Annotated in this window: 19 protein-coding genes; all 19 read left to right on the top strand. The window is 39.4% G+C overall.

What is annotated here, in order from left to right:
• The 19 genes from sov (at position 1) to AB657_RS09965 (ending at position 22,530) form a co-directional block, all read left to right on the top strand.
• A complete protein-coding gene (gene sov / locus AB657_RS10055) occupies positions 1–7,179 on the top strand; it encodes a T9SS outer membrane translocon Sov/SprA (RefSeq protein WP_047246369.1) in 7,179 nt (2,392 codons plus the stop codon).
• 86 nt (positions 7,180–7,265) lie between these two features.
• Positions 7,266–7,646, top strand: coding sequence for a glycine cleavage system protein GcvH (gene gcvH / locus AB657_RS10050; RefSeq protein ID WP_047246368.1), 381 nt, complete (start codon positions 7,266–7,268; stop codon positions 7,644–7,646).
• Positions 7,639–8,031, top strand: coding sequence for a VanZ family protein (locus tag AB657_RS10045; RefSeq protein ID WP_198146896.1), 393 nt, complete (start codon positions 7,639–7,641; stop codon positions 8,029–8,031). The genes gcvH and AB657_RS10045 overlap by 8 nt, the downstream gene beginning before the upstream one ends.
• Before the next feature lie 63 nt (positions 8,032–8,094).
• Positions 8,095–8,799 (top strand): energy transducer TonB, encoded by a 705-nt coding sequence (locus AB657_RS10040; protein ID WP_047246366.1) that lies wholly within the window; start codon positions 8,095–8,097, stop codon positions 8,797–8,799.
• Positions 8,800–8,991: 192 nt separating this feature from the next.
• On the top strand, positions 8,992–9,891 hold the full coding sequence (cyoE, locus tag AB657_RS10035; protein ID WP_047246365.1) for a heme o synthase: 900 nt from the start codon (positions 8,992–8,994) through the stop codon (positions 9,889–9,891).
• A 6-nt stretch (positions 9,892–9,897) separates the two neighbouring features.
• Entirely contained in the window at positions 9,898–10,479 is a 582-nt protein-coding gene (locus AB657_RS10030; protein ID WP_047246364.1) for a cytochrome c oxidase subunit 3, read from the top strand.
• 97 nt (positions 10,480–10,576) lie between these two features.
• Positions 10,577–11,551, top strand: a complete 975-nt coding sequence (locus AB657_RS10025; RefSeq protein WP_047246363.1) for a cytochrome c oxidase subunit 3 — start codon at positions 10,577–10,579, stop codon at positions 11,549–11,551.
• A gap of 44 nt (positions 11,552–11,595) precedes the next feature.
• Positions 11,596–11,979 carry a cytochrome C oxidase subunit IV family protein gene (locus tag AB657_RS10020; RefSeq protein ID WP_047246362.1) on the top strand — a complete coding sequence of 128 codons (384 nt, stop codon included), beginning with the start codon at positions 11,596–11,598 and terminating at the stop codon, positions 11,977–11,979.
• A gap of 142 nt (positions 11,980–12,121) precedes the next feature.
• Complete coding sequence (locus tag AB657_RS10015; RefSeq protein ID WP_047246361.1) at positions 12,122–12,754, top strand: hypothetical protein; 633 nt, start codon at positions 12,122–12,124, stop codon at positions 12,752–12,754.
• Complete coding sequence (locus AB657_RS10010) at positions 12,754–13,476, top strand: SCO family protein (protein WP_047246360.1); 723 nt, start codon at positions 12,754–12,756, stop codon at positions 13,474–13,476. The genes AB657_RS10015 and AB657_RS10010 overlap by 1 nt, the downstream gene beginning before the upstream one ends.
• Position 13,477: 1 nt before the next feature.
• A complete protein-coding gene (locus tag AB657_RS10005; RefSeq protein ID WP_047246359.1) occupies positions 13,478–14,014 on the top strand; it encodes a DUF420 domain-containing protein in 537 nt (178 codons plus the stop codon).
• Complete coding sequence (locus tag AB657_RS10000) at positions 14,004–14,288, top strand: hypothetical protein (RefSeq protein WP_316933219.1); 285 nt, start codon at positions 14,004–14,006, stop codon at positions 14,286–14,288. Before AB657_RS10005 ends, AB657_RS10000 begins: the two co-directional genes overlap by 11 nt.
• 115 nt (positions 14,289–14,403) lie before the next feature.
• On the top strand, positions 14,404–15,651 hold the full coding sequence (locus AB657_RS09995) for an ABC transporter permease (protein WP_047246358.1): 1,248 nt from the start codon (positions 14,404–14,406) through the stop codon (positions 15,649–15,651).
• Between the two features lie 29 nt (positions 15,652–15,680).
• A complete protein-coding gene (locus AB657_RS09990) occupies positions 15,681–16,940 on the top strand; it encodes an ABC transporter permease (protein ID WP_047246357.1) in 1,260 nt (419 codons plus the stop codon).
• A 36-nt stretch (positions 16,941–16,976) separates the two neighbouring features.
• A complete protein-coding gene (locus AB657_RS09985) occupies positions 16,977–18,092 on the top strand; it encodes an efflux RND transporter periplasmic adaptor subunit (protein WP_047246356.1) in 1,116 nt (371 codons plus the stop codon).
• An 89-nt stretch (positions 18,093–18,181) separates the two neighbouring features.
• Positions 18,182–18,883 carry an ABC transporter ATP-binding protein gene (locus AB657_RS09980; protein ID WP_047246355.1) on the top strand — a complete coding sequence of 234 codons (702 nt, stop codon included), beginning with the start codon at positions 18,182–18,184 and terminating at the stop codon, positions 18,881–18,883.
• On the top strand, positions 18,876–20,105 hold the full coding sequence (locus AB657_RS09975) for an ABC transporter permease (protein WP_047246354.1): 1,230 nt from the start codon (positions 18,876–18,878) through the stop codon (positions 20,103–20,105). Before AB657_RS09980 ends, AB657_RS09975 begins: the two co-directional genes overlap by 8 nt.
• A gap of 1 nt (position 20,106) precedes the next feature.
• A complete protein-coding gene (locus AB657_RS09970) occupies positions 20,107–21,369 on the top strand; it encodes an ABC transporter permease (RefSeq protein WP_047246353.1) in 1,263 nt (420 codons plus the stop codon).
• Between the two features lie 24 nt (positions 21,370–21,393).
• Entirely contained in the window at positions 21,394–22,530 is a 1,137-nt protein-coding gene (locus tag AB657_RS09965) for an efflux RND transporter periplasmic adaptor subunit (RefSeq protein ID WP_047246352.1), read from the top strand.
• Positions 22,531–22,542 lie beyond the last annotated feature (12 nt).

Raw genomic sequence — 22,542 nt, 5'->3', positions numbered from 1 at the left:
TTGAAACAAGGGGCATTTAGATTTCTTAAAAATTCTTTTAAGTACAACATTCTATTCATTGTTTTTTTAGGCTTTATGGATTATTCCATTGCCCAAGAAACAGATGAGCAGGAAGTTGACTCGGTAAAGACAGGTTTTGATCTAGGACGGATTGTCTTGGAGAACCCAGATAGTATCGTGTCTAAATATATCTATGATCCGGGTCTAGATCGGTATGTTTATAATGAAAGTGTAGGTGATTTTAATATAGGGTATCCTATCATTCTTACCCCTGAGCAGTATTACGACCTTATCAAAAAAGAAGGTATTAAATCTTACTTTAAAGAGAAGTCGGATGCGTACTCGGGAAAAAAGGAAGGTAGTGAAGAGGCAAGAAAAAATTTGTTGCCCAACTTTTATGTCAATAACGACTTCTTCCAGTCCATATTTGGGGGTAATACTATAGAGGTAATACCTCAAGGTTCGGTTGCCATGGATCTTGGCGTTATTTGGCAGAAGAACGATAACCCTTCTTTGTCCCCAAGAAACAGAACCAATCTGTCTTTCGATTTTGATCAGCGTATCAGCCTAAGTATGTTGGGTAAAATAGGTGAAAGACTGCAGGTTACCGCCAATTATGATACTGAGGCCACTTTCGATTTTCAAAATATCGTTAAGTTGGACTATACGCCCACCGAGGATGATATAATTCAAAATATTGAAGTGGGTAACGTAAGTATGCCCTTGAACAGTTCTTTAATACAAGGGGCGCAAAGCCTGTTTGGTGTAAAGACACAGTTACAGTTCGGGAAAACAAAGGTAACCGCCGTTTTTTCCGAACAGCGTTCACAAAGTAACACAGTAGTGGCGCAAGGTGGAGGTACGGTAAATGAGTTCAATATTACCGCATTGGATTATGATGAGGACAGGCATTTCTTTTTATCACAATATTTTAGGGATAATTATGACCAGGCATTATCTAGCTATCCGTATATACAAAGCCAAGTTCAAATCACTAGATTGGAAGTTTGGATAACCAACAGAACACAACAGACCCTCAATGTCAGAAATGTGGTAGCGTTGCAAGATTTGGGTGAGGCCGATGCCTCTAAGACCAGAATAGGGCAAAATGGAGGTAATGCCGCTGGTTTTTTTAATAATCCCGGTGATTTAAGACCGCGTAACAATGCCAATGATCTTGATCCAACGTTGATAGGTAACGGAGGAGCTTTGACCGATAATATTCGAGAAATTGCAACCGTAGAAAGTGGGTTTGATCAATCGAGGTTTACCCCTGGTTATACGCTTAATCAAGGTTTTGATTACGCTATTTTAGAGAATGCAAGAAAGTTGGTGGAGGGTACCGACTATACATATAATTCTCAATTGGGTTATATCTCTTTAAATCAAAGTCTAAGCAACGACGAAGTGTTGGCCGTGGCCTACCAATATACATATCAAGGAGAGGTTTTTCAGGTAGGGGAGTTTGCCAATGGAGGAATTGATGCTACTACGGTGTCGCAGGATGTTAATCCTGTTATAGAGAATAATACATTGGTGTTAAAACTCTTAAAGAGTAACATAACCAATATCAATGATCCTATTTGGGACTTGATGATGAAAAATATTTACTCGACCGGGGCCTATAATTTAAGTGAGGACGACTTTAAGATGAATATACTCTATTCGGATCCAACTTCACGAAACTATATAACACCCGTTGTCGATGGTCCCGGTAGTGGGTGGCCAGATGGTTTAGAGGAAAGAATTCTTTTAGATGTGTTCAATTTAGATAGGTTGAATATATATAATGATGTTCAGCCCGGTGGTGACGGTTTTTTTGATTTTTATTCGGGAATAACGGTAGACACCCAGTCTGGAAGGATAATCTTTACCACGGTAGAACCTTTTGGTGAGTATCTATACGAGATTTTAGAAAACGGAAACCCTGGTGGGTACGACAACGAATCGGTCTATAACGAAAATCAAAAGAAATATGTTTTTAGGGATATGTATGCCCTTACCAAAGCTGCCGCCTTGCAAGAGTCCGAAAAGAACAAGTTTCTTTTAAAGGGTAGTTATAAATCTGAAAGTAGCAATGGTATTTCAATAGGTGCCTTTAATGTGCCACAAGGTTCTGTGGTTGTTACGGCCGGAGGAAGGCAATTACAAGAAGGTATCGATTACACTGTGAATTATCAGGCAGGAACGGTACAGATATTGGATCCAAGTCTGGAAGCTTCCAATACCCCCATCAATATTTCTGTAGAAAACAATGCCGTGTTCGGGCAACAAACAAAACGTTTTGCGGGTGTTAATGTTGAACATCAATTGAACAAGAACTTTGTTTTAGGAGGTACTTTCCTGAATCTTAATGAGCGTCCATTGACCCAAAAATCAAATTATGGGGTAGAGCCCGTGAACAATACAATTTTTGGTTTAAACGGTAATTTCTCTACAGAAGTGCCATGGTTGACCAGAATGGTGAACAAACTACCAAACATTGATACGGATGTGCCTTCAAACTTATCGCTTAGGGCCGAGGTGGCATGGTTGAAGCCGAATTCTCCTAAAAATGCGGATTTTGAAGGGGAGACAACAACATATTTAGATGATTTTGAAGGGGCGCAGGCATTGATAGATATCAGTGGCTATTTAGGTTGGTCGTTGGCGAGTACTCCTTTAGAGTTTGTATCAGGGGGGCAATTGGCCGGCGGTTCCCCAGATGATCCCACCAATCTAGAAAATGGTTATGGAAGGGCAAAGGTGGCATGGTATACTATAGATCCTATTTTCTATACCAATCAAAGACCATCGGGTATTAGTGATAATGATGTATCTACCAATGCCACACGTAGGGTTTATGTAGACGAGGTTTTTCCTCAGACCGATATTGCGCAAGGCCAAACAACCGTGCAGTCAACGTTGGATTTAGCGTACTATCCCAATTTAAAAGGACCTTATAACAACAATCCGAATTTTGAGACCGAACAGCCCGAAGAAAAATGGGCAGGTATCATGAGGTCATTGAGTAGTACCGATTTTGAGCAGTCGAATGTTGAGTTTGTTCAGTTTTGGGTATTGGATCCATATGTAGACGGGGAAGCAACAACATCGGGAGAACTGGTACTTAACCTTGGTAATATATCGGAGGATATATTAAAGGATGGTAAAAAGCAATATGAGAATGGTTTGCCAGGTGTGGATAGCAATGATTTTGTTTCTGAAACTTCTTGGGGACAAGTACCCGCCACTCAATCTTTAGTATATGCTTTTGATGCAAGTGAAGAGAACAGAACTTTGCAGGATCTTGGGTTTGATGGGTTGACGGATGAGGCCGAGGCGGCTATTTACGATGCCAATCCAAGTGATGACCCGGCTTTGGATAACTATCAATATTATTTGAACAGGGATGGTGGAATTTTAGAGCGTTATTTAGATTTTAATAACCCACAAGGCAACTCGCCCGTAGAGGTGACAAATACCAACAGGGGGTCTACCACTTTACCCGATGTAGAGGATATAGATCGTGATCTTACCATGAATACGGTAAATAGTTATTATGAGTACCGTATTCCTATCAAGCCCAATACAACAATAGACGATAAGTATGTAACCGATATACAAGAAGGGGTAACGCCAGAATTGCCAAATGGCGATCAGTTGAACAGAAGGTGGATCCAGTATAAGATTCCTTTAAGTGATTTCTCGGATGCCGTGGGTGGTATTACAGATTTTAGGTCCATTAGTTTTATGCGTATGTACATGACCGGTTTTTCTTCTCCTACGGTATTGCGCTTTGCAACTTTAGATCTTGTAAGGGGAGACTGGCGAACGTATACCAAGAATTTGCAAGATGAGGATCTAGACAGTGATCCTTCGGATGATGGAACAACGGTAGATGTGAATACCGTTAATATAGAAGAAAATAGTAGTAGGCTTCCGATTCCGTATGTGTTGCCTCCAGGAGTTGTAAGAGAGCAGTTGAACAATAACAATACTATTATTAGGCAAAACGAGCAATCCCTCTCTTTATTGATCGAAGGTCTAGAGTCTAGAGATTCTAGGGGCGTTTATAAAAATTTGAATATTGACATTAGACAATACGAAAAAATAAAAATGTTCATGCATGCCGAAAAGATTGCCGATGGTGATTACAGTGACAATGAAACGCCTTTGGTCGGTTTCTTAAGGATCGGAACAGATTTTACGCAGAATTACTATCAGCTAGAACTTCCTTTACAGTTTACGCCATTTTCAGCAGTATCGGATACCGAAATTTGGCCAGATGATAATCAGTTGGAAGTTGCTCTTAGTGATTTGAACAAAGTAAAATCTTCATGGATCCAAGGGGATGATTTGAGCGAGATGCGCTTTTTTGAAGTAGTAAACGATGAAGTGGTTGCAGTTAATGAGTTTGATGAAAGAACACCTGGCAGGGTGCGTATAGGTATAAAAGGTAACCCTTCGTTAGGAAGCATAAGAAGTATGATGGTCGGAGTAAAGAATCAAGATGATTTGCCTGCAAGGGGAGAGGTTTGGTTCAATGAACTTCGTTTGGCCGGACTGGAAAACAACGGAGGTTGGGCCGCCACCGGGGCGTTAGATGCCAATATTGCGGATTTTGCCAACATAAGCGCCACGGGTAGTACCAGTACATCCGGATTTGGTACTATAGATCAAACACCTACCGAAAGGTCTATGGAAGATGCTATATCCTATGATGTGGTAACCAACGTAAATGCCGGACAGTTACTTCCAAAACAATGGAACATACAATTGCCTTTTAACTATAGTGTGTCGGAAGAACTTATAACACCGGAGTTTGACCCTGTTTACGATGATTTAAGATTAGACGACCTAATTGCGGCGGCCCCGACCAAAGAAGCAGCGGACAATATAAAGGAGCAAGCGGAAGATTATACAAAAAGAACGAGTATAAACTTGATCGGTGTTCGAAAAAATAGAGGAGAGGAAGCAGATGCCAATTTCTACGACATAGAGAATTTTACATTTAACTATTCTTATAACGAAACAGAACATCGAGATTTTGAAATTGCCGAGCTAAGAGATCAAACTGTAAATACGGGTTTTGTCTATAACCATAGTTTTGATCCAGTGGAGGTAGCACCTTTTGCCAAAAAAGACTCGCTTTTCAATGGTGCATACTGGAAATGGTTAAAAGACCTGAACTTAAATCTATTGCCGGCAAGTGTGTCTTTGAACTCCAATATCAACAGGCAATTTAACACACAGCGATTTAGGGATGTGTACGAAGAGGGTGAAGATCGTCTGGAACTTCCCGAATTGCAGCAGCGTAATTATTTATTTAATTGGCAATACGCCATTAATTATAATTTGACCAAATCGTTACGATTGAACTTTACGGGTTCTAACAATAATATTGTGCGTAATTATTATAATGAGGATGAGCCTGTGAATTCTGCCGATGCCATAAACAAGGCTCTTGATGTTTGGGATGGTTTCTTTGATATTGGTGAGCCCAATAGGCATTCGCAGCAAATGCAATTAAATTATGAGCTGCCTTTTAATAAGATTCCCGCACTCGATTTTATAAATGCACAGTATAGTTACACCAGCAACTTTGATTGGCAGCGTGGTGGAGATGCCTTGGCTGAGGTTGCCCAAGTGGCTTTAAACGATCCCAACGCGCAAATAAATACCATTCAAAATGCCAATACGCATGCCATTACCGCTTCGTTGACCATGCAGAAGTTCTATGATTTGATAGGGTTAAAGAAACGAGAGTCGGCCGGTAAGGCAAGTAGTTCTCCTATACGTAGGGATAAGGCAGGGGTAGCTGCGGGTAAAGAAGAGAGAGTGAAACCCAAGACAAGTGGCCTGTTCAACACTTTTGTGGATGTGGTCACAATGGTAAAAAGGGTAAACGTAAATTACAATGAGAACAATGGTACGGTATTGCCAGGTTATACACAATCTGTCGGGTTTATTGGTACCACCAGACCATCCGTAGGGTTTGTTTTTGGTAGCCAGTCAGATGTGAGGTACGAAGCGGCGAAAAATGGTTGGTTAACGCCTTACTCGGATTTTAACGATCAGTTTATAAAAAGAAATAATAAGCAGCTCAGCATTACGGCAACTGCCCAACCAACAAAAGATTTCACCATAGATTTGACCGCAGATAGGCAGTACTCTAGCAGTATGCAAGAGAATTATGACCTAGAAGCTTTGTTGGATAATAGAAATGGTCTTCAAAACGAGTATGGTAGTTTTAGTATTTCTACGGTAATGATCGGTACTGCTTTTGGTAAAAGTGACGAGTTCGATTCCGAAGCTTTTGCCAAGTTCAAAGAAAATAGGATTACTATTGCCAATAGGTTGGAAGCCGATAGGGGGTATCAATCTTTAGGGGAAGTGGACGAAGATGGCTTTCCACAACGATATAGCAAAACGCAACCAGAAGTGTTGTTGCCCGCTTTTTTTGCGGCATATACGGGCCAAGATGTCAACCGTGTAAATCTAGATGCTTTTAGAAAGATTCCTATTCCGAATTGGAATATTAAGTACACTGGGTTAATGAAGAACAAATGGTTTAAAAAGAAATTTAAGCGCTTTTCTTTAAGTCATGGTTATAGGGCTTCCTACAGTATCAATTCATTTCAGACCAATCTGGAAAAGGAAAATGGGCAGTTTGATGAAAACGGCGATATATTGCCCGATTTAATATTGAACAATGTGGTGCTTACGGATCAATTTAATCCACTGTTGAGGGTAGATTTTGAAATGAAAAATTCATTGAGCGTCTTAGCCGAAGTTAGAACAGATAGGGCCTTGTCTTTGAGTTTTGACAACAATTTGTTGACAGAGATCAATGGAAAGGAGTATACCGTTGGTCTGGGCTACCGTATTAAAGATGTTAAGTTCGTTACCAATATTGGCGGAAACAAAACTAGGTTAAAAGGTGACTTGAACCTTAAAGCGGACGTAAGTTTAAGGGATAATATTACAATTATCAGATATTTGGATTTGGATAACAATCAGGTTACCTCGGGTCAAAACCTTTTATCTATAAAGTTTACTGCAGATTATGCGTTGAGCAAGCAATTGAACGCATTGTTTTTCTATGATCACTCGTTCTCAAAATTTGCCGTTTCCACCGCCTATCCACAGACTACTATAAATGCAGGGTTTACCTTGCGTTACAACTTTGGTAATTAATAAAGTCCATTTTTATATAAGTTGAAGATATTTTTTTGAATTCCGTTCAAGAATAATTTACATTTGCCTCTATCAAAAACAATGAAATGAATATACCATCAGAATTAAAGTATACTAAAGACCACGAGTGGGTTAAGATCGAAGGAGATGTAGCTACCGTTGGTATTACCGATTTTGCTCAGGGCGAGTTGGGAGATATTGTCTATGTAGAGGTAGATACCCTAGATGAAACCTTGGAAAAGGAAGAGGTTTTTGGAACTGTGGAAGCCGTAAAGACCGTTTCCGATTTATTTTTACCGTTGTCAGGTGAGATCATAGAGTTCAACGAATCGTTGGAGGATGAGCCAGAAAAGGTGAATACGGATCCCTATGGTGAAGGTTGGATGGTAAAGGTGAAGTTGAGCAACTTAGATGAAATAGCCGAGTTGTTGAGCGATGCGGATTACAAAGAATTGGTGGGTGCTTAAATCCATTTTTTTTAGAATATCTTTTATAAGCTGGATGGTGCTGGTCACTTTTTCCAGCTTATTTTCTTTTTCAGGGGTAGATACAGAAGGGATCGATATTCCCCATTTTGATAAAATTGTTCATTTTGCATTCTACTTTGGGATGGTGGTTTTGGGCGTACTTGCCTCTAGAGAACACTTAAAAGAACATTTTGTGCTAAAAAAGGTGCTTTTAGTTGTTTTTGTGTTCGCTGTAATATATGGTATGGTTATTGAGGTGTTACAGTATAGTATGACGGTCGATAGAGAAGGTGATATTTTAGATGTTTTGGCGAATACATTCGGTGCTTTTGTTGGAATGTATTTGGTTAGATGGCTTGTTTATCGCATTTGGCCGTTAAAATGAAAATTTTAATTGCGTATTTAAGTATTTATTATTTAAATTAGCAAACAACTAAATTGAATAGATATGGAACCGAAAAAGAATCCAAAGGCGGATTTAACCAAAAACAGTAGCCTCTATTTTGTTATAGGGTTGTTTGCTGTGATGCTGCTCACGTATTTTGCATTTGAATGGAAAACGTATGACGAGGTAAATGATTATGACATCTCCATGAATGTGGATGATTTGTTGGATGAAGAAGTTCCTATGACGGAGCAAATAAAAACGCCACCACCACCACCGCCACCAGCTGCACCTGAAATCATCGAGGTTGTAGAGGATGAGGTAGAGGTAGAGGAAACGGTAATCGAGTCTACTGAAACTAGCCAAGAAGAAGAAATCATCGAGGTAGAGGATGTTGTTGTGGAAGAAGAAGTAGAAGATGTTGACGTTCCTTTTGCGGTAATTGAAGATGTTCCGGTTTTTCCAGGTTGTGAGAACGAAAGTGATAAGAGGGCATGTTTTAACAAAATGATGCAAAAGCATATTAGTAAGAACTTCCGTTACCCGGAAATTGCCCAAGAAATGGGAGTACAAGGTAGGGTAAGTGTAATGTTCGTGATCCAAAAAGATGGTAGCATAGGTAACGTTAGAATGCGTGGTCCGGATAAGAACTTGGAAAAAGAGGCTGCAAGAATTATCAGTAAACTTCCTAAAATGACACCAGGGAAGCAAAGAGGTAGAGCGGTACGTGTTCCTTTTAGTATTCCAATTACATTTAAATTGCAATAAGATATATTCCAATTATATTATAATAAGCCCGGATAGTAATATTCGGGCTTTTTTGTACCATTATTTTAACTTATGTAACATTATTAAGAGCGTCTTAATTGTACCCGTTATTCATTATGACTATAAATAAAACCGTTTTGGTTGCAGAAATATGGGCTGAGGGTTATCTTTGCATCCCAATTTTGAGTAAAGATGAAGACCGCGGTTGGTATGGCAAAAGACAACATAGTAGCATTGATTTTTGCTGATTTTAAGGAAATTACCAAAGCAAGACTTGCGGTCAGTGTTGTTTTTTCTTCTATTGCGGGTTATTTTCTAGGAGCTTACGAGATTAATCCTTCTTCCATTTTATTATTGGCTTTTGGCGGTTACTGTATGGTAGGGGCCAGTAATGCATATAATCAGGTAATAGAAAGAGATTTGGACGCGTTGATGAAACGTACCCAGAACAGGCCTATACCCTCCGGTAGGATGACGGTACGTACCGCTATGTCCATAGCAATAGTCTTAACGATTTTAGGGGTGGTTGCCTTGTATTTGTTGAATCCTAAGACGGCCATGTTCGGTGCTATCTCAATTTTTTTATACACCAGTGTGTATACGCCGCTAAAAACGAAAACACCATTGTCGGTGTTCGTTGGGGCTTTTCCGGGTGCCATTCCGTTTATGCTTGGTTGGGTTGCCGCTACCAATGAATTTGGTATAGAACCGGGTACTTTGTTTATGATACAGTTTTTTTGGCAATTCCCCCATTTTTGGGCCTTGGGGTGGATGTTGGACGATGACTATAAAAAGGGAGGTTTTAAAATGTTGCCTACCGGAAAAAAAGATAAGGGCACGGCCCTACAAATAATAATGTATACCATTTGGATGATGGTAGTTTCGATAATACCTGTTTTTGGTATAACGGGCAGGTTGGAACTTTCTGTTTTTGCAGCTGTAATAATCTTGTTGATGGGGAGCGTTATGTTGTTTTTTGCTTTTAGGTTGTACACGGAAAGAAGCAATGTTACGGCCAGAAAATTAATGTTGGCAAGTGTGAGTTATATCACATTAATGCAAGTTGTTTATGTCGTTGACAAATTTATTTAAAGAAGAATGGATTTAACACAAGGTACTGAAAAAGAAAAAATAGACAGGTCAAAGAAGATGATTCTTTGGTTTGGTATTGTCAGTTTGTTAATGGGCTTTGCCGGGTGGACAAGTGCATATATCGTAAGTAGTACTAGAGAGGATTGGGTAAGCGATATTAACTTGCCAAACTCTTTTTACATAAGTACCGTGGTTATCATAATTAGTAGTATAACCTACATTTTGGCCAAAAAGGCCATAAAGGAAGGTAATCATAAACTTTGTACTACTTGGTTGTGGACAACCATGGGCCTAGGACTACTTTTTGTTGTGTTACAGTTCAACGGTTTTTCACAAATGGTGAACGAAGGCTTCTATTTTACAGGGCCCACCAGTAATATTAAAACATCTTATGTGTTTTTAATAGCAATGGTGCACATAATACATGTTGTGGCCGGTTTGCTATCGTTATCATTGGTGGTCTTTAACCATAGTAGGGGAAAATATACGAAAGAAGATTATTTAGGGGTAACGTTAGGAGCCACTTTTTGGCACTTTTTGGATCTTTTGTGGGTCTATTTGTTATTGTTTATGACCTTTGTTAAATAATATTTTCGAACAAAAATAGTTTTGAATAAATTCAGCTTTCATATAGTTGAAAAAAATGTAAATTTGCTAAAGTTTTATTAAAGAGATAAATTAATCTATGGATACGACGGTTACAACGGGAGTAAAAGAAAACGTTTGGGGAGGTGGAAACAGACCTTTAGGCGCTAGCTACGGTAAATTAATGATGTGGTTTTTCCTTGTTTCGGATGCCCTTACTTTTTCAGGTTTTTTAGCTGCCTATGGTTTTTCTAGGTTTAAGTTTATGGATATATGGCCTATTGCGGATGAGGTTTTTACTCACGTGCCTTTTTTCCATGGAAACTATCCGATGATATATGTGGCCTTTATGACCTTTATTTTGATTATGTCTTCGGTAACTATGGTGTTGGCGGTTGATGCCGGCCATAAAATGAAACAGAAAGCTGTTATTTGGTATATGTTCGCTACCATTATTGGTGGTGCTATATTCCTTGGTTCTCAAGCATGGGAATGGGCTACTTTTATAAAGGGCGATCATGGTGCTATCGAAACAAAGGGTGGAAGAATATTGCAGTTTGTTAATGCGGAGACAGGAGAAAGAGTTGCATTGGCCGATTTTGCCAAAACAATACCTAGCGAAAGAGTCGACCATGAAAGAAAAAATGGAATCTGGTTCTACGGGGAAACGGCTTTGCCAAGTTTCTCGGTTAATGAAGTAGTTGCTGGCTTTAAGGCCAATCCAAACATACTTGTTAGAACGGAAACCATAGGTGAGGACGGTCATAAAACCTTACTTACAAGGCAAGAGTCTTTAGATAAGCTTGCAAATGCAAGTCAGGTTGTCGAAGGGGCGAACCTTATACATAATGAATACGGAAGCCGTCTTTTTGCTGACTTCTTCTTCTTTATTACCGGATTTCACGGTTTTCACGTGTTTTCTGGTGTGGTGATCAACTTAATTATTTTCTTCAATGTTGTATTGGGAACTTATGAAAAAAGAGGTCACTACGAGATGGTAGAAAAGGTGGGGTTATATTGGCACTTCGTAGATTTAGTGTGGGTATTCGTATTTACATTCTTCTATTTGGTATAAGGTTAATCAAGTTTCAATTTCTTTAAGATTAGATAAAACATATTATGGCACACGGACATAAATTAGAGATTTTTAGAGGGCTAGTAAAGTTTAAATCCAATACCCAAAAGATATGGGGTGTTTTGGCCTTTCTAACATTTGTAACAGCAATAGAGGTAGTTTTGGGTATCTATAAACCTGCAGGGCTTGTAGAAACGCATGTACTAGGTATGAAATTGTTAAATTGGATTTTTATCATATTAACACTGGTAAAGGCCTATTATATTGCTTGGGACTTTATGCACCTTCGTGACGAAAAAAGTTCATTGAGAAGAGCTATTGTATGGACACCTGTATTTTTGGTAATATACCTTTCTTTTATACTTCTTGTAGAGGGCGACTATATTTATAATGTCTATAAAGATGGGTTTGTAACCTGGAATTTCTAATCGCTTTATAAGTAGAATTAACAGAATTAAGAGACGGTTTAAAGACCGTCTTTTTTATTTTTGCAAAGTACGGTCAAGTACGGTGTATAGGCTTTTCCTGTTTTTTTGGATAACCTATGTTCTATAAGTAGAAAATTTTAAAATGAAAAAGACTTTTGTACTGGTGGTTTTGTTTGTATTGCCCATTGTGGCATACCTGTTCTTTGCGTCTGGAGTAAATAATTTTGGTAAGTTGCCGGTACTTACAGAAGGGGTGAACGAGTTAAATGTAGAGGGTAATAATGTGCAGTTTCATAACAATATTACGATTTTGGGTTTTCTTGGCAATGAGGTGGAACATAAGAAAGGGAACACCTTTAATTTGAACCAGAAAATATACAAGCGATTTTATCAATTCAAAGACTTTCAGTGTGTAATGGTCTTACCGATCGGTACCGAGCAAAAGGTAGATGAACTTAAAAAAGAACTTGCGAACCTTGCGGATACCAGCAAATGGAAGTTTCTTTTTATGGAGGAAACAGATATCAAAAACCTGTTTGAGAATCTTAAAACCGATATAAAATTGGGGGCCGACCTAGGTACTCCCTATGTTTTTATAATCGATAAAGATGGAAACCTCAGAGGAAGGGATAATGATGAGGATGAGGGTACTAAATATGGTTTTGATACCAATTCTGTGGCGGAGCTCAACAATAAGATGGTAGACGATGTTAAGATTATATTGGCGGAATATAGATTGGCACTAAAAAAGAACAACAATAGAAATACCGATTAATGAACAAAAAATACACATATGTATGGGTGTCGCTGATCGTACTGATATTCGGTATCATCGTAATACCTATGATAGTAGAAAAAATTACTAAGGGAGAAGTTGTCGATAAAGATAGGATGGTTCCTTATTCCGAAAGGGACAGCTTGGCCTACATCACCATAAACGGAAACAGAAGGAAAGTACCTTCTTTTGAATTTGTAGATCAAGATAGTTTGGTTGTTACCGATAAGGATTATCTAGGAAAAGTTTTTGTGGTGGAATTTTTCTTTACTTCATGCCCAAGTATATGTCCGATCATGACAGAAAATTTGGTCGAATTGCAAAATGAATTTGCCGATGAGGATTTTGGTATTGCCTCTTTTACCATAACACCACAATACGATACACCATCCGTTTTAAAGGAATACGCCGAGAAAAAAGGGGTCACCGATATGGATTGGCATTTAATGACCGGAGATAGGGACGTAATATACGAGTTGGCAAATGCCGGTTTTAATATTTTTGCCGCAGAAGTACCGGATGCACCGGGAGGATTTGAACATTCAGGTTTGTTTGCCTTGGTAGACAAACAAGGATATATCCGTTCAAGAAAAGATGAATTCGGAAACCCTATTGTATACTATCGAGGGGCCATTACAGAAAAGATGGGAGTAAACAGCGAAGGGGAAAAAGAACAGATAAGTATACTAAAAGAGGATATCAGAAAATTATTGGAAGAATAGTATGGAAGAAAGTACACTGACAAAGGAAAAGCGTTTTAATAAGATAATTACGGTTGTTTCTGTGATTATACCCGTTGTAGTGGCCTTATTGTTCGGTGTTAAAATTCCGAACGTGGCGCCGTTGTCTTTTTTGCCCCCGATTTATGCGACCATAAATGGGGTTACGGCAGTTTTGTTGTTAGTGGCAGTATGGGCCATTAAGAACGGAAATGAATCGTTGCATAAAAAGCTTATGACAACCAATATTGTTTTGTCCTTGATGTTTTTGGTAATGTATATTGCCTATCATATGACATCCGATTCGACGCCGTTCGGGGGAGATGGAACTATACGATATGTTTATTATTTTATATTGATAACCCACATTATCTTGTCCATAGCATTGATACCCTTGGTTCTTAGAACCTATGCAAGGGCTTATTTAAAAGATTATGTAGGCCATAGGGCCTTGGCAAAGTATACTTTTCCTATTTGGCTCTATGTGGCCGTAACGGGAGTTGTAGTTTATATAATGATAGCACCCTATTATGCGCACTAAAATAAAATTAAAAAGGAACCTGAATAGTTTAATTGGTTTTGAAGGTTCAAAAAGGATGAACCCAAAATACTTGATAGGTTTATTGGTCGTGGGTTTAATTTTAGTGCCATCTTTATCAAATGCGCAGTGCGCCATGTGTAGGGCGGTTTTAGAGAGTGAGGCATCTGGTAATGCGGCAGAGGGTATAAATAATGGTATTGTTTACCTTATGTCCATACCGTACATTTTAGTGGCCGGCCTTTTCTATTTTATATATAGAAGAATGCGTTCTTAACACAATTTTATAGATTTAACACTTTTTTTCTGTTGATTTTGTAACATTATAGATAATGCATAGTCTTATTTACAAGTAATACTTGTATTGCATTCATCAATCAAAATCAATCAACATGTTCGACTTAGAACGATGGCAAGAAATTTTCGATACCATTCGAAAAAATAAATTGCGAACTTTCCTTACCGGGCTTTCCGTGGCTTCGGGCATTTTTATTTTGGTAATCTTATTGGGTTTTGGTCAGGGAATGCAGAATGGTATAGCCAATGAATTTGAAGAAGATGCGGCCACCAGTGTTTGGGTCTGGCCAGGGGTTACCACCAAAGAATATAAAGGGTTAAATCCTGGAAGGCGTATCCAATTAAGAAACGAAAACTATGAATTTTCGGCAAATCTGTTAGGGGATAGAATAGAGAACAAGTCTCCGAGATACTTTGTGCGTAATGTGCAGGTAAATTATGGTAAAGAATCGTTGGCCTATGGTATACAAGGTGTGTCTTCACAGTTTCAGTTCATTGAGAACGAGTATATATCCAAGGGGCGTTTTCTAAACTATTCGGATGAAAGGGAAAAAGCCAAAGTGGCTGTAATAGGTAACAAAATCAAAAGAGACATCTTTAAAGATACATCTGAACCAGTAGGTCAATTTATAGATATTTCCGGCATTCCTTTTAAAATTATTGGGGTATATGGTGATGTGGGAGGTGAGAGGGAAGAAGAAAGAATCTTTATTCCCATTTCTACGGCGCAGCAGGTGTTCAATGGTGCCGACCATATAAACAATATGGCCTATACGCTTCCTCCTGCCGATGATTTTGAGACTGCGGTAGCCCAATCCATTCAATTTACAAATGAACTACGTGCTTATTTGCTACAGGCCCATACGGTGGCTCCCGATGATACCAGCGCTATACAAATTTGGAATCCTATGGAAGAGGCAAAACGTTTTTATACCCTAATGTCGGGTATAAAGTTTTTCTTTTGGTTTGTAGGCATATGCACCATTATAGCCGGTGTAGTGGGGGTGAGCAATATTATGTTGATTGTCGTAAAGGAGCGCACCAGGGAAATAGGTATTAGAAAAGCCTTGGGCGCCAAACCATGGTCCATTGTGGGAATGGTGTTGCACGAATCCATTTTTGTTACGGCCATTGCTGGGTTTGCAGGACTTATATTCAGTATGGGGCTGTTGGAATTGGTGGGGCCACATATAGAGGTGGATTATATAATGAATCCGTCGGTAGATTTTAATGTTGCCGTTACCACCGTATTCGTGCTCATTTTTGCAGGGGCGGTTGCTGGTTTTTTTCCGGCTTGGCGGGCTGCTAGGGTTCATGTAATTAAAGCCTTGAAAGATGAATAGGGATATAATAACTTTCTTAATTGCGAAGTATGCTTAATAAGGATCGTTGGAAAGAGATTATCGAGGTGTTGTCTCGCAATGTATTTAGAACATTGGCTACGGCGTTCGGGGTAGGTTGGGGTATTTTTATTCTGATTATTCTTTTGGCTGCTGGAAAAGGACTCGAAAATGGTATCCGTGCAGATTTCGGCGATATTGCCACCAATACCATGTTCATGTGGTCCAGAAGCACTACCAAGTCGTACAAGGGCTTGCCCAAGGGCAGGCGCTATAATTTTAAACTAGAAGATGTTAAGGCTATAAACGACAAGGTACCCAATCTAAGGTTTATATCGCCTAGAAACCAACTCGGGGGCTTTGGTGGGGGCAACAATGTCGTTAGGGGGCTTAAAACGGGAGCTTTTAATGTATATGGTGATTACCCCGAAATAATTAAGCAAGAGCCGATGACGATCACGCAGGGCAGGTTTATAAACCATAACGATATTGAGGCCAAAAGAAAAGTGGCGATAATAGGAGAAGGGGTAAAAAATGAACTCTATGATAAAGGGGAACCTATATTAGGAACCTATATTAAAATTCAAGGAGTAAATTTTATGGTGGTAGGTAGCTATAAAAAGAAGAATAATGATGGGGATGGGGAAGAAGGACAAAAAGAAATATTTATTCCCTTTACTTCTTTTTCTCAGGCATTTAATATGGGGGACAATGTTGGCTGGATGGCGATTACCGCCAAAGACGGAAGCTCTATATCCAATTTAAAGGAACGAATAGTAAATGTTGTAAAGGAAAATAGAAAGATACACCCCGAAGATAAAAGAGCCGTTGGTTACTTTGATCTATACGAACAGTTCAATAGGGTAGAGAGCTTGTTCGGGGCTTTGCGTTGGGTCGCCTATTTTGTTGGTGTTTTGGTGTTGCTCTCGGGTATAATAGGAGTCAGCAATATTATGCTGATCGTTATTAAAGAAAGAACAAAGGAAATTGGTATCCGTAGAGCCTTGGGGGAAGACCCTTGGTCCATAAAAAAACAAATTTTAATGGAATCTATTTTTTTGACCATAATTTCCGGCATGACAGGAATAATTTTTGGAGCGGCCTTTATCTATGGCATCAATGCAGTTCTGGACTCTGTAGGGCCGGTAGATATGTTCGTTAACCCGAGTGTGGGCATAGGGGTGGTAGCGGTCGCTTTAATGATATTGATAGTATCCGGATTATTGGCAGGATTCATTCCGGCACAAAGTGCTATAAAGGTAAGGCCAATAGAAGCATTAAGAACAGAATAAGATTCATCGATTATAAAAATTAAATCAATCAAAAAAATGAAAAAGTCAGGAACCGTCATCATCTTACTGGTCATAGTTTTAGCCTTTGGGGGGTCTATGTATTACTTGTATCAAAAAAACGCGGAAGACCCAGTGGTCTATCAGACGGAACAGCCGTCAAAGCAAACGATCATAAAAAAAACCATGGCAACGGGTAGTATTCTTCCTTTGGAAGAAGTATTGATAAAGCCCAATATTTCGGGGGTTATAGAGGAAATTTATGTGGAAGGAGGCGATTTTGTAAAGTCGGGAGATTTAATCTGTAAGATAAAAGTGGTGCCGAACCTAAGTGCTTTAAACGATGCCAGAAATAATATAGAAGAAGCAAAAATTGGCTTGGACGATCAAATGAGAAACCTACAACGACAGAAATCACTTTTTGAAAAAGGAGTCATTTCACAAGTAGATTTAGAGAGGGCACAAGTGAGCTATGATCAGGCTAAGCAGTCGTATGCTGCAGCCAATAAAAGGTACGATATTGTACGTACAGGTACCACGAAGGGATATGGTAATGCGGCCAATACCCAAATTCGAGCTACGGTAAGCGGAATGGTGTTGGAAGTGCCTGTAGAAGTGGGTAATCAGGTAATAGAAAGCAATAACTTTAATGAAGGTACGACCATAGCCGCCATTGCAGATGTGGAAAAAATGATATTCGAAGGAAAGGTAGACGAGTCGGAAGTAGGTAAGATCAAAGAGAATCTTCCTTTAGAGATTACGGTAGGTGCTATAGAAGATCAGGTTTTTGATGCTGTTCTAGATTATATAGCCCCAAAGGGCAAAGAGGAAAACGGTGCTATTCAGTTCGAGATCAAGGGCACCTTGAAAAAACAGGACAGTGTGTTTATAAGGGCGGGGCTAAGTGCCAATGCCTCCATTATCTTGGCCAAGGCCGACAGTGTTCTTGCGGTTAAGGAGGCATTGGTGCAGTTCGATGATGAGACTAAAAAGCCATATGTTGAAATCGAAACGGCAGACCAAGAGTTTGAACGTAGGGATATTGAACTCGGTATTAGTGACGGAATTTATGTGGAAGTTAAATCGGGAATCACCGAGAGCGAAAGAATTAAAGTCTGGAACGAAGTGAAACCGGACGAATTGGCGCAGAACTAAAAAATATCTGCCATTGGATGTAACAATTTAAAAAGATCATAGTCTAACACATAGGCATTACAAGTTAATTGTCTAAAACAACAACCAACATGATTGAAATTAAGAATCTTCATAAGTCCTATCAAATGGGCAAAAATTCCTTACATGTGCTAAAGGGAATTAATTTTTCTGTAGAGGAAGGGGAATTGGTAGCTATAATGGGGTCTTCTGGATCCGGGAAATCTACATTGCTTAACATTCTGGGAATGTTGGACGAATTGGATGAAGGAAGCTATACTCTGGATGGTGTGCCAATTAAAAATTTAAACGAAACAAAAGCGGCGCAATACCGTAATAAGTTCTTAGGTTTTATTTTTCAGTCGTTTAATCTAATCAATTACAAGACCGCCGCAGAAAATGTTGCTTTGCCTTTGTACTACCAAAGGGTAGGTAGAAAAGAACGCCAAGAAAAGGCCTTAAAATATTTAGAGCAAGTGGGACTTAAGGAATGGGCCACCCATTTACCCAGTGAGCTTTCAGGGGGGCAGAAGCAAAGAGTTGCCATTGCACGGGCAATGGCTGCGGAGCCTAAGGTATTGTTGGCCGATGAGCCAACCGGAGCCTTGGATAGTAAAACATCGTACGAGGTAATGGATCTGATCCAAAAGATCAATGATGAGGGGAATACCATTTTATTGGTAACCCATGAAGAGGACATTGCACACATGTGTAAACGAATAGTGCACCTTAAAGATGGGGTGATCGTAGAGGATAAAAAAGTGGATCAAGTAAGGGCAGAACAATATGTTTAGTAGAGATAGTTGGAAAGAAATATTCGAAACTATTCAGAAAAATAAGCTAAGAACTTTTCTTTCTGGTTTTACGGTAGCGCTCGGTATTTTGATCTTTGTTGTGTTGTATGGTTTTGGCAATGGCCTGATCAATACTTTCAGCGAGTTTTTTGAGGATGATGCCACCAATACGTTCTTTGTTTTTCCAGGTAGAACCTCAAAACCGTTCAAAGGCTATAAGTCCAACAGGCAAATAGAGTTCGATAATTCCGATTTGGCCGATATAGAAGAGAGCTTCCCTTTGTTCTTGGAATATATTTCCCCAAGGGTAGATAGAAGCGGATTGGTAAAATATAAGAACGAATCCAATAATTATACGACACGGGGTGTTAGCGAGGCGTATCAGTTTGCCGAAAAGACCATTATAATGAAGGGGCGATACCTCAACAAGCAAGACATCAAAGAAAAAGCAAAATATGCCGTTATCGGCAGACTTGTGGAGAAAGATCTTTTTAAAAACGAGGATGCCCTTGGTAAGTATATAGATATAACGGGCAGTGTATTTAAGGTCATCGGGGTTTTTCAAGACGATGCAGGTGACGATGAGGAGCGTAGAATATATATACCCTATACCACGCGGCAGTTGATCGAGAAAAACACCGATAAGATCAATCAGATCGTAATCGGTTTTAAGCCCGAAATAGGATATGCCGGGGCTATGGCTTTTGAAAGAAAGTTGGGAGATTTTATTAGGGAGAAAAAATTTATAGACCCCAATGATCAGCGTGGGTTTTTTATCCGAAATGTTGCCGACCAATTAAAGCAGAACCAACAGTTTGCTGGGGTTTTGCAAATTATAGTGGGCTTTGTGGCATTCGGCACCATTATCGCCGGTATTATCGGTATTAGCAATATTATGGTTTTTGTGGTCAAAGAACGAACCAAAGAAATTGGTATACGTAAAGCCTTGGGGGCCACACCTAAATCTGTAATCAGTACCATACTGTTAGAGTCTGTTTTCATTACTACGGTTTCTGGTATTGTGGGTATGGTCTTGGGGGTGGCAATGCTAAGTTCTTTAGGTGATTCTTTAAAGGACTACTTTATTACCAATCCTTTTATTAATATGGGCACCGCCATTTTTGCAACGGTAGTTTTAATATTCTTTGGCGGTTTGGCCGGTTATATACCTGCACGAAGAGCGGCCAGAATAAAACCAATAGTAGCTTTAAGAGACGAATGATATGAAATTTATTTTTGATAGAAATACATGGCAAGAGATATTCGGTTCTATAAGTAAGAACAAGACCAGAACCATTATAACCATTGTAGGTGTGCTTTGGGGAATCTTTATATACATCGCATTGTCCGGTGCGGCAAAGGGTATGGACAATGGTTTCGAAAAGGTTTTTGAAAGCGTGTCGATGAACAGTATGTTCGTTTGGGGGCAGAGTACCAGTATGCCTTATGAAGGTTTTAAAACGGGTCGTCCCATGCAGTTGAAATTAAGTGATGTTACGACACTGGAAAATAGGATTCCCGAAATACAGAATATCGCACCCCGTATTACATTGGGTAATTTTGGTTCTGATCCCGTCTTTACCGTAAGAGGACAAAAATCGGGTTCTTACCCCGTAAATGGGGACTATCCGGTTTATACGAGAATAGCCACCAAAAAAATATTTGATGGCGGACGTTTTATTAATGATGAGGATATTGCCCAGGCAAGAAAGGTGTGTGTGATCGGTGAAAGAAATCTGCAAGAGCTTTTTGAAAAGGACGAAGACCCTATAGGTCAGTTTATACGAATAGGAGATGTGTATTTTCAGGTGGTCGGGGTTCATAAACTGTCCCAAGGTGTCAGTTTCGATAACGATAACGCCATTTTTATTCCTTTTACCACCTTTCGGAAATTATACAATACGGGAGAGAACGTAGATTATTTTTGTATTGCCGCTTATGATGATGTTGATGTAGTACAGGTAGAAAAGGATGTAAAATCCCTATTAAGAAATATACACCGAGTAAACCCTGAAGACGAAAGGGCATTTGGCTCTTTCAATCTAGGTGAAATGTTCACTAAGGTTTCTGGTTTCGCCAAAGGTATGACCTTTTTGAGTCTGGTGGTGGGTATTGCCACTATTTTGGCAGGGGTCATTGGTATCGGTAACATTTTATTGATATCTGTTAAAGAACGTACCAAAGAGCTGGGAGTAAGAAGGGCTCTGGGAGCCACGCCAAAAGAGGTGCGGTCACAGATTATTTTAGAATCGGTTTTTTTAACAATGATCGCGGGCGTAATGGGGATCATATTGGGGGCGGGCGTATTGTCCATTATCAATAGCTTGACCAAAGATCTCGATTTTCCGTATACCAATCCGACAGTGCCCATACCCTATGTTTTGGGAGCACTTTTAATTATGGTAGTATTGGGCACTTTGATAGGGTTGATACCTGCACAGAGAGCCGTAAGTATAAAACCTATTGACGCATTAAGAGAAGAGTAACAACCAATTTAATAAACATTTAAAATGAATAAGATCGTAAAGTATATTTTAATAGGAGTACTGGTGCTTGGAGCACTATGGGCAGCTGTGTTCTTTATAAAATCAAACAGTAAATCTGCTATTACGTACGAAACAAGTCAACCTTTTATATCTAGTATAGAAAAGAAAACAGTGGCCACTGGTAAGGTTGTTCCAGAGGATGAGATAGAAATAAAACCTCAGATTTCAGGTATTATAGAGAAAATTTATCTGGAAGAGGGTGCAAAGGTAAAGGCTGGAGACTTGATCGCCGTGATCAAAGTGGTGCCCAATGAGCAATCTTTAAACCAGGCAAGCGGTCGTGTAAGAAATGCGGAGTTGGCCCTGAACAATGCCAAAATTGAATTTGATAGAAATAAAAAACTATTCGATAAAGGGGTTATAAGTAGTCAAGATTTTAACAATATTCAATTGACCTACAATCAGGCAGAGCAAGAGCTGAACAATGCCAAGGCCGATTATCAGATTATCAGAAGAGGTTCGGCAGGTGGTTCTACCAGTGCCAATACCAATATTAGGGCAACTGTAGATGGTACTATTTTAGAAATCCCGGTTGAGGAAGGTTTTCAGGTAATACAAAGTAATAACTTTAATGATGGTACTACGATTGCGACCATTGCAGATTTGAGTAGAATGATATTTGAAGGAAAAGTAGATGAGGGTGAGGTCGGAAAACTCAAGTTAGGAACTCCTTTGAAGATAAGTTTAGGCGCAATAGAAGGGGTAGAATTAGATGCAAAACTAAGGTTTATCGCCCCAAAAGGCATTGAGGAAACCGGTGCGGTGCAATTTAAGATCGAGGCAGATGTTGATGTAACGGACGATATTTTTATTCGTGCAGGATATAGTGCCAATGCTTCTATGGTCCTAGAAAAGAAAGAGGATATATTGGTGATACCCGAGGCTTTGCTACAGTTTGATAAAGAAACCGACAAGCCTTATGTAGAAGTGGCCGTTGGTTCTGTAGATGAACAAAAGTTTGAGAGAAGAGATGTGGAAACAGGTATTTCAGATGGTGTAAACGTTGAAATTATTTCCGGCCTTTCAGAAGAAGACAAAGTAAAGCATTGGAACAAAACGGAACCTATTAAAAAAGGTGACGAAGAAACAGAAGAAGAGTAATCATCATCAATC

This window comes from Maribacter thermophilus, from assembly GCF_001020565.1.
Classification (GTDB): Bacteria; Bacteroidota; Bacteroidia; order Flavobacteriales; family Flavobacteriaceae; genus Maribacter; species Maribacter thermophilus.
Note: the sequence above shows the minus strand (reverse complement) of the source record. Positions and strands in the feature narration are given on the sequence as shown.

Excerpts from the sequence above, each read along its gene's own strand:
- AB657_RS10015 (WP_047246361.1), top strand. The coding sequence starts at position 12,122 with ATGAAAAAGACTTTTGTACTGGTGGTTTTGTTTGTATTGCCCATTGTG.
- AB657_RS10040 (WP_047246366.1), top strand. The coding sequence starts at position 8,095 with ATGGAACCGAAAAAGAATCCAAAGGCGGATTTAACCAAAAACAGTAGC.
- AB657_RS10030 (WP_047246364.1), top strand. The coding sequence starts at position 9,898 with ATGGATTTAACACAAGGTACTGAAAAAGAAAAAATAGACAGGTCAAAG.
- AB657_RS10010 (WP_047246360.1), top strand. The coding sequence starts at position 12,754 with ATGAACAAAAAATACACATATGTATGGGTGTCGCTGATCGTACTGATA.
- AB657_RS09995 (WP_047246358.1), top strand. The coding sequence starts at position 14,404 with ATGTTCGACTTAGAACGATGGCAAGAAATTTTCGATACCATTCGAAAA.
- AB657_RS09975 (WP_047246354.1), top strand. The coding sequence starts at position 18,876 with ATGTTTAGTAGAGATAGTTGGAAAGAAATATTCGAAACTATTCAGAAA.
- AB657_RS09990 (WP_047246357.1), top strand. The coding sequence starts at position 15,681 with ATGCTTAATAAGGATCGTTGGAAAGAGATTATCGAGGTGTTGTCTCGC.
- AB657_RS09970 (WP_047246353.1), top strand. The coding sequence starts at position 20,107 with ATGAAATTTATTTTTGATAGAAATACATGGCAAGAGATATTCGGTTCT.
- AB657_RS10005 (WP_047246359.1), top strand. The coding sequence starts at position 13,478 with ATGGAAGAAAGTACACTGACAAAGGAAAAGCGTTTTAATAAGATAATT.
- AB657_RS10025 (WP_047246363.1), top strand. The coding sequence starts at position 10,577 with ATGGATACGACGGTTACAACGGGAGTAAAAGAAAACGTTTGGGGAGGT.
- gcvH (WP_047246368.1), top strand. The coding sequence starts at position 7,266 with ATGAATATACCATCAGAATTAAAGTATACTAAAGACCACGAGTGGGTT.
- AB657_RS09980 (WP_047246355.1), top strand. The coding sequence starts at position 18,182 with ATGATTGAAATTAAGAATCTTCATAAGTCCTATCAAATGGGCAAAAAT.
- AB657_RS10020 (WP_047246362.1), top strand. The coding sequence starts at position 11,596 with ATGGCACACGGACATAAATTAGAGATTTTTAGAGGGCTAGTAAAGTTT.
- AB657_RS09985 (WP_047246356.1), top strand. The coding sequence starts at position 16,977 with ATGAAAAAGTCAGGAACCGTCATCATCTTACTGGTCATAGTTTTAGCC.
- AB657_RS09965 (WP_047246352.1), top strand. The coding sequence starts at position 21,394 with ATGAATAAGATCGTAAAGTATATTTTAATAGGAGTACTGGTGCTTGGA.
- cyoE (WP_047246365.1), top strand. The coding sequence starts at position 8,992 with ATGAAGACCGCGGTTGGTATGGCAAAAGACAACATAGTAGCATTGATT.
- AB657_RS10000 (WP_316933219.1), top strand. The coding sequence starts at position 14,004 with ATGCGCACTAAAATAAAATTAAAAAGGAACCTGAATAGTTTAATTGGT.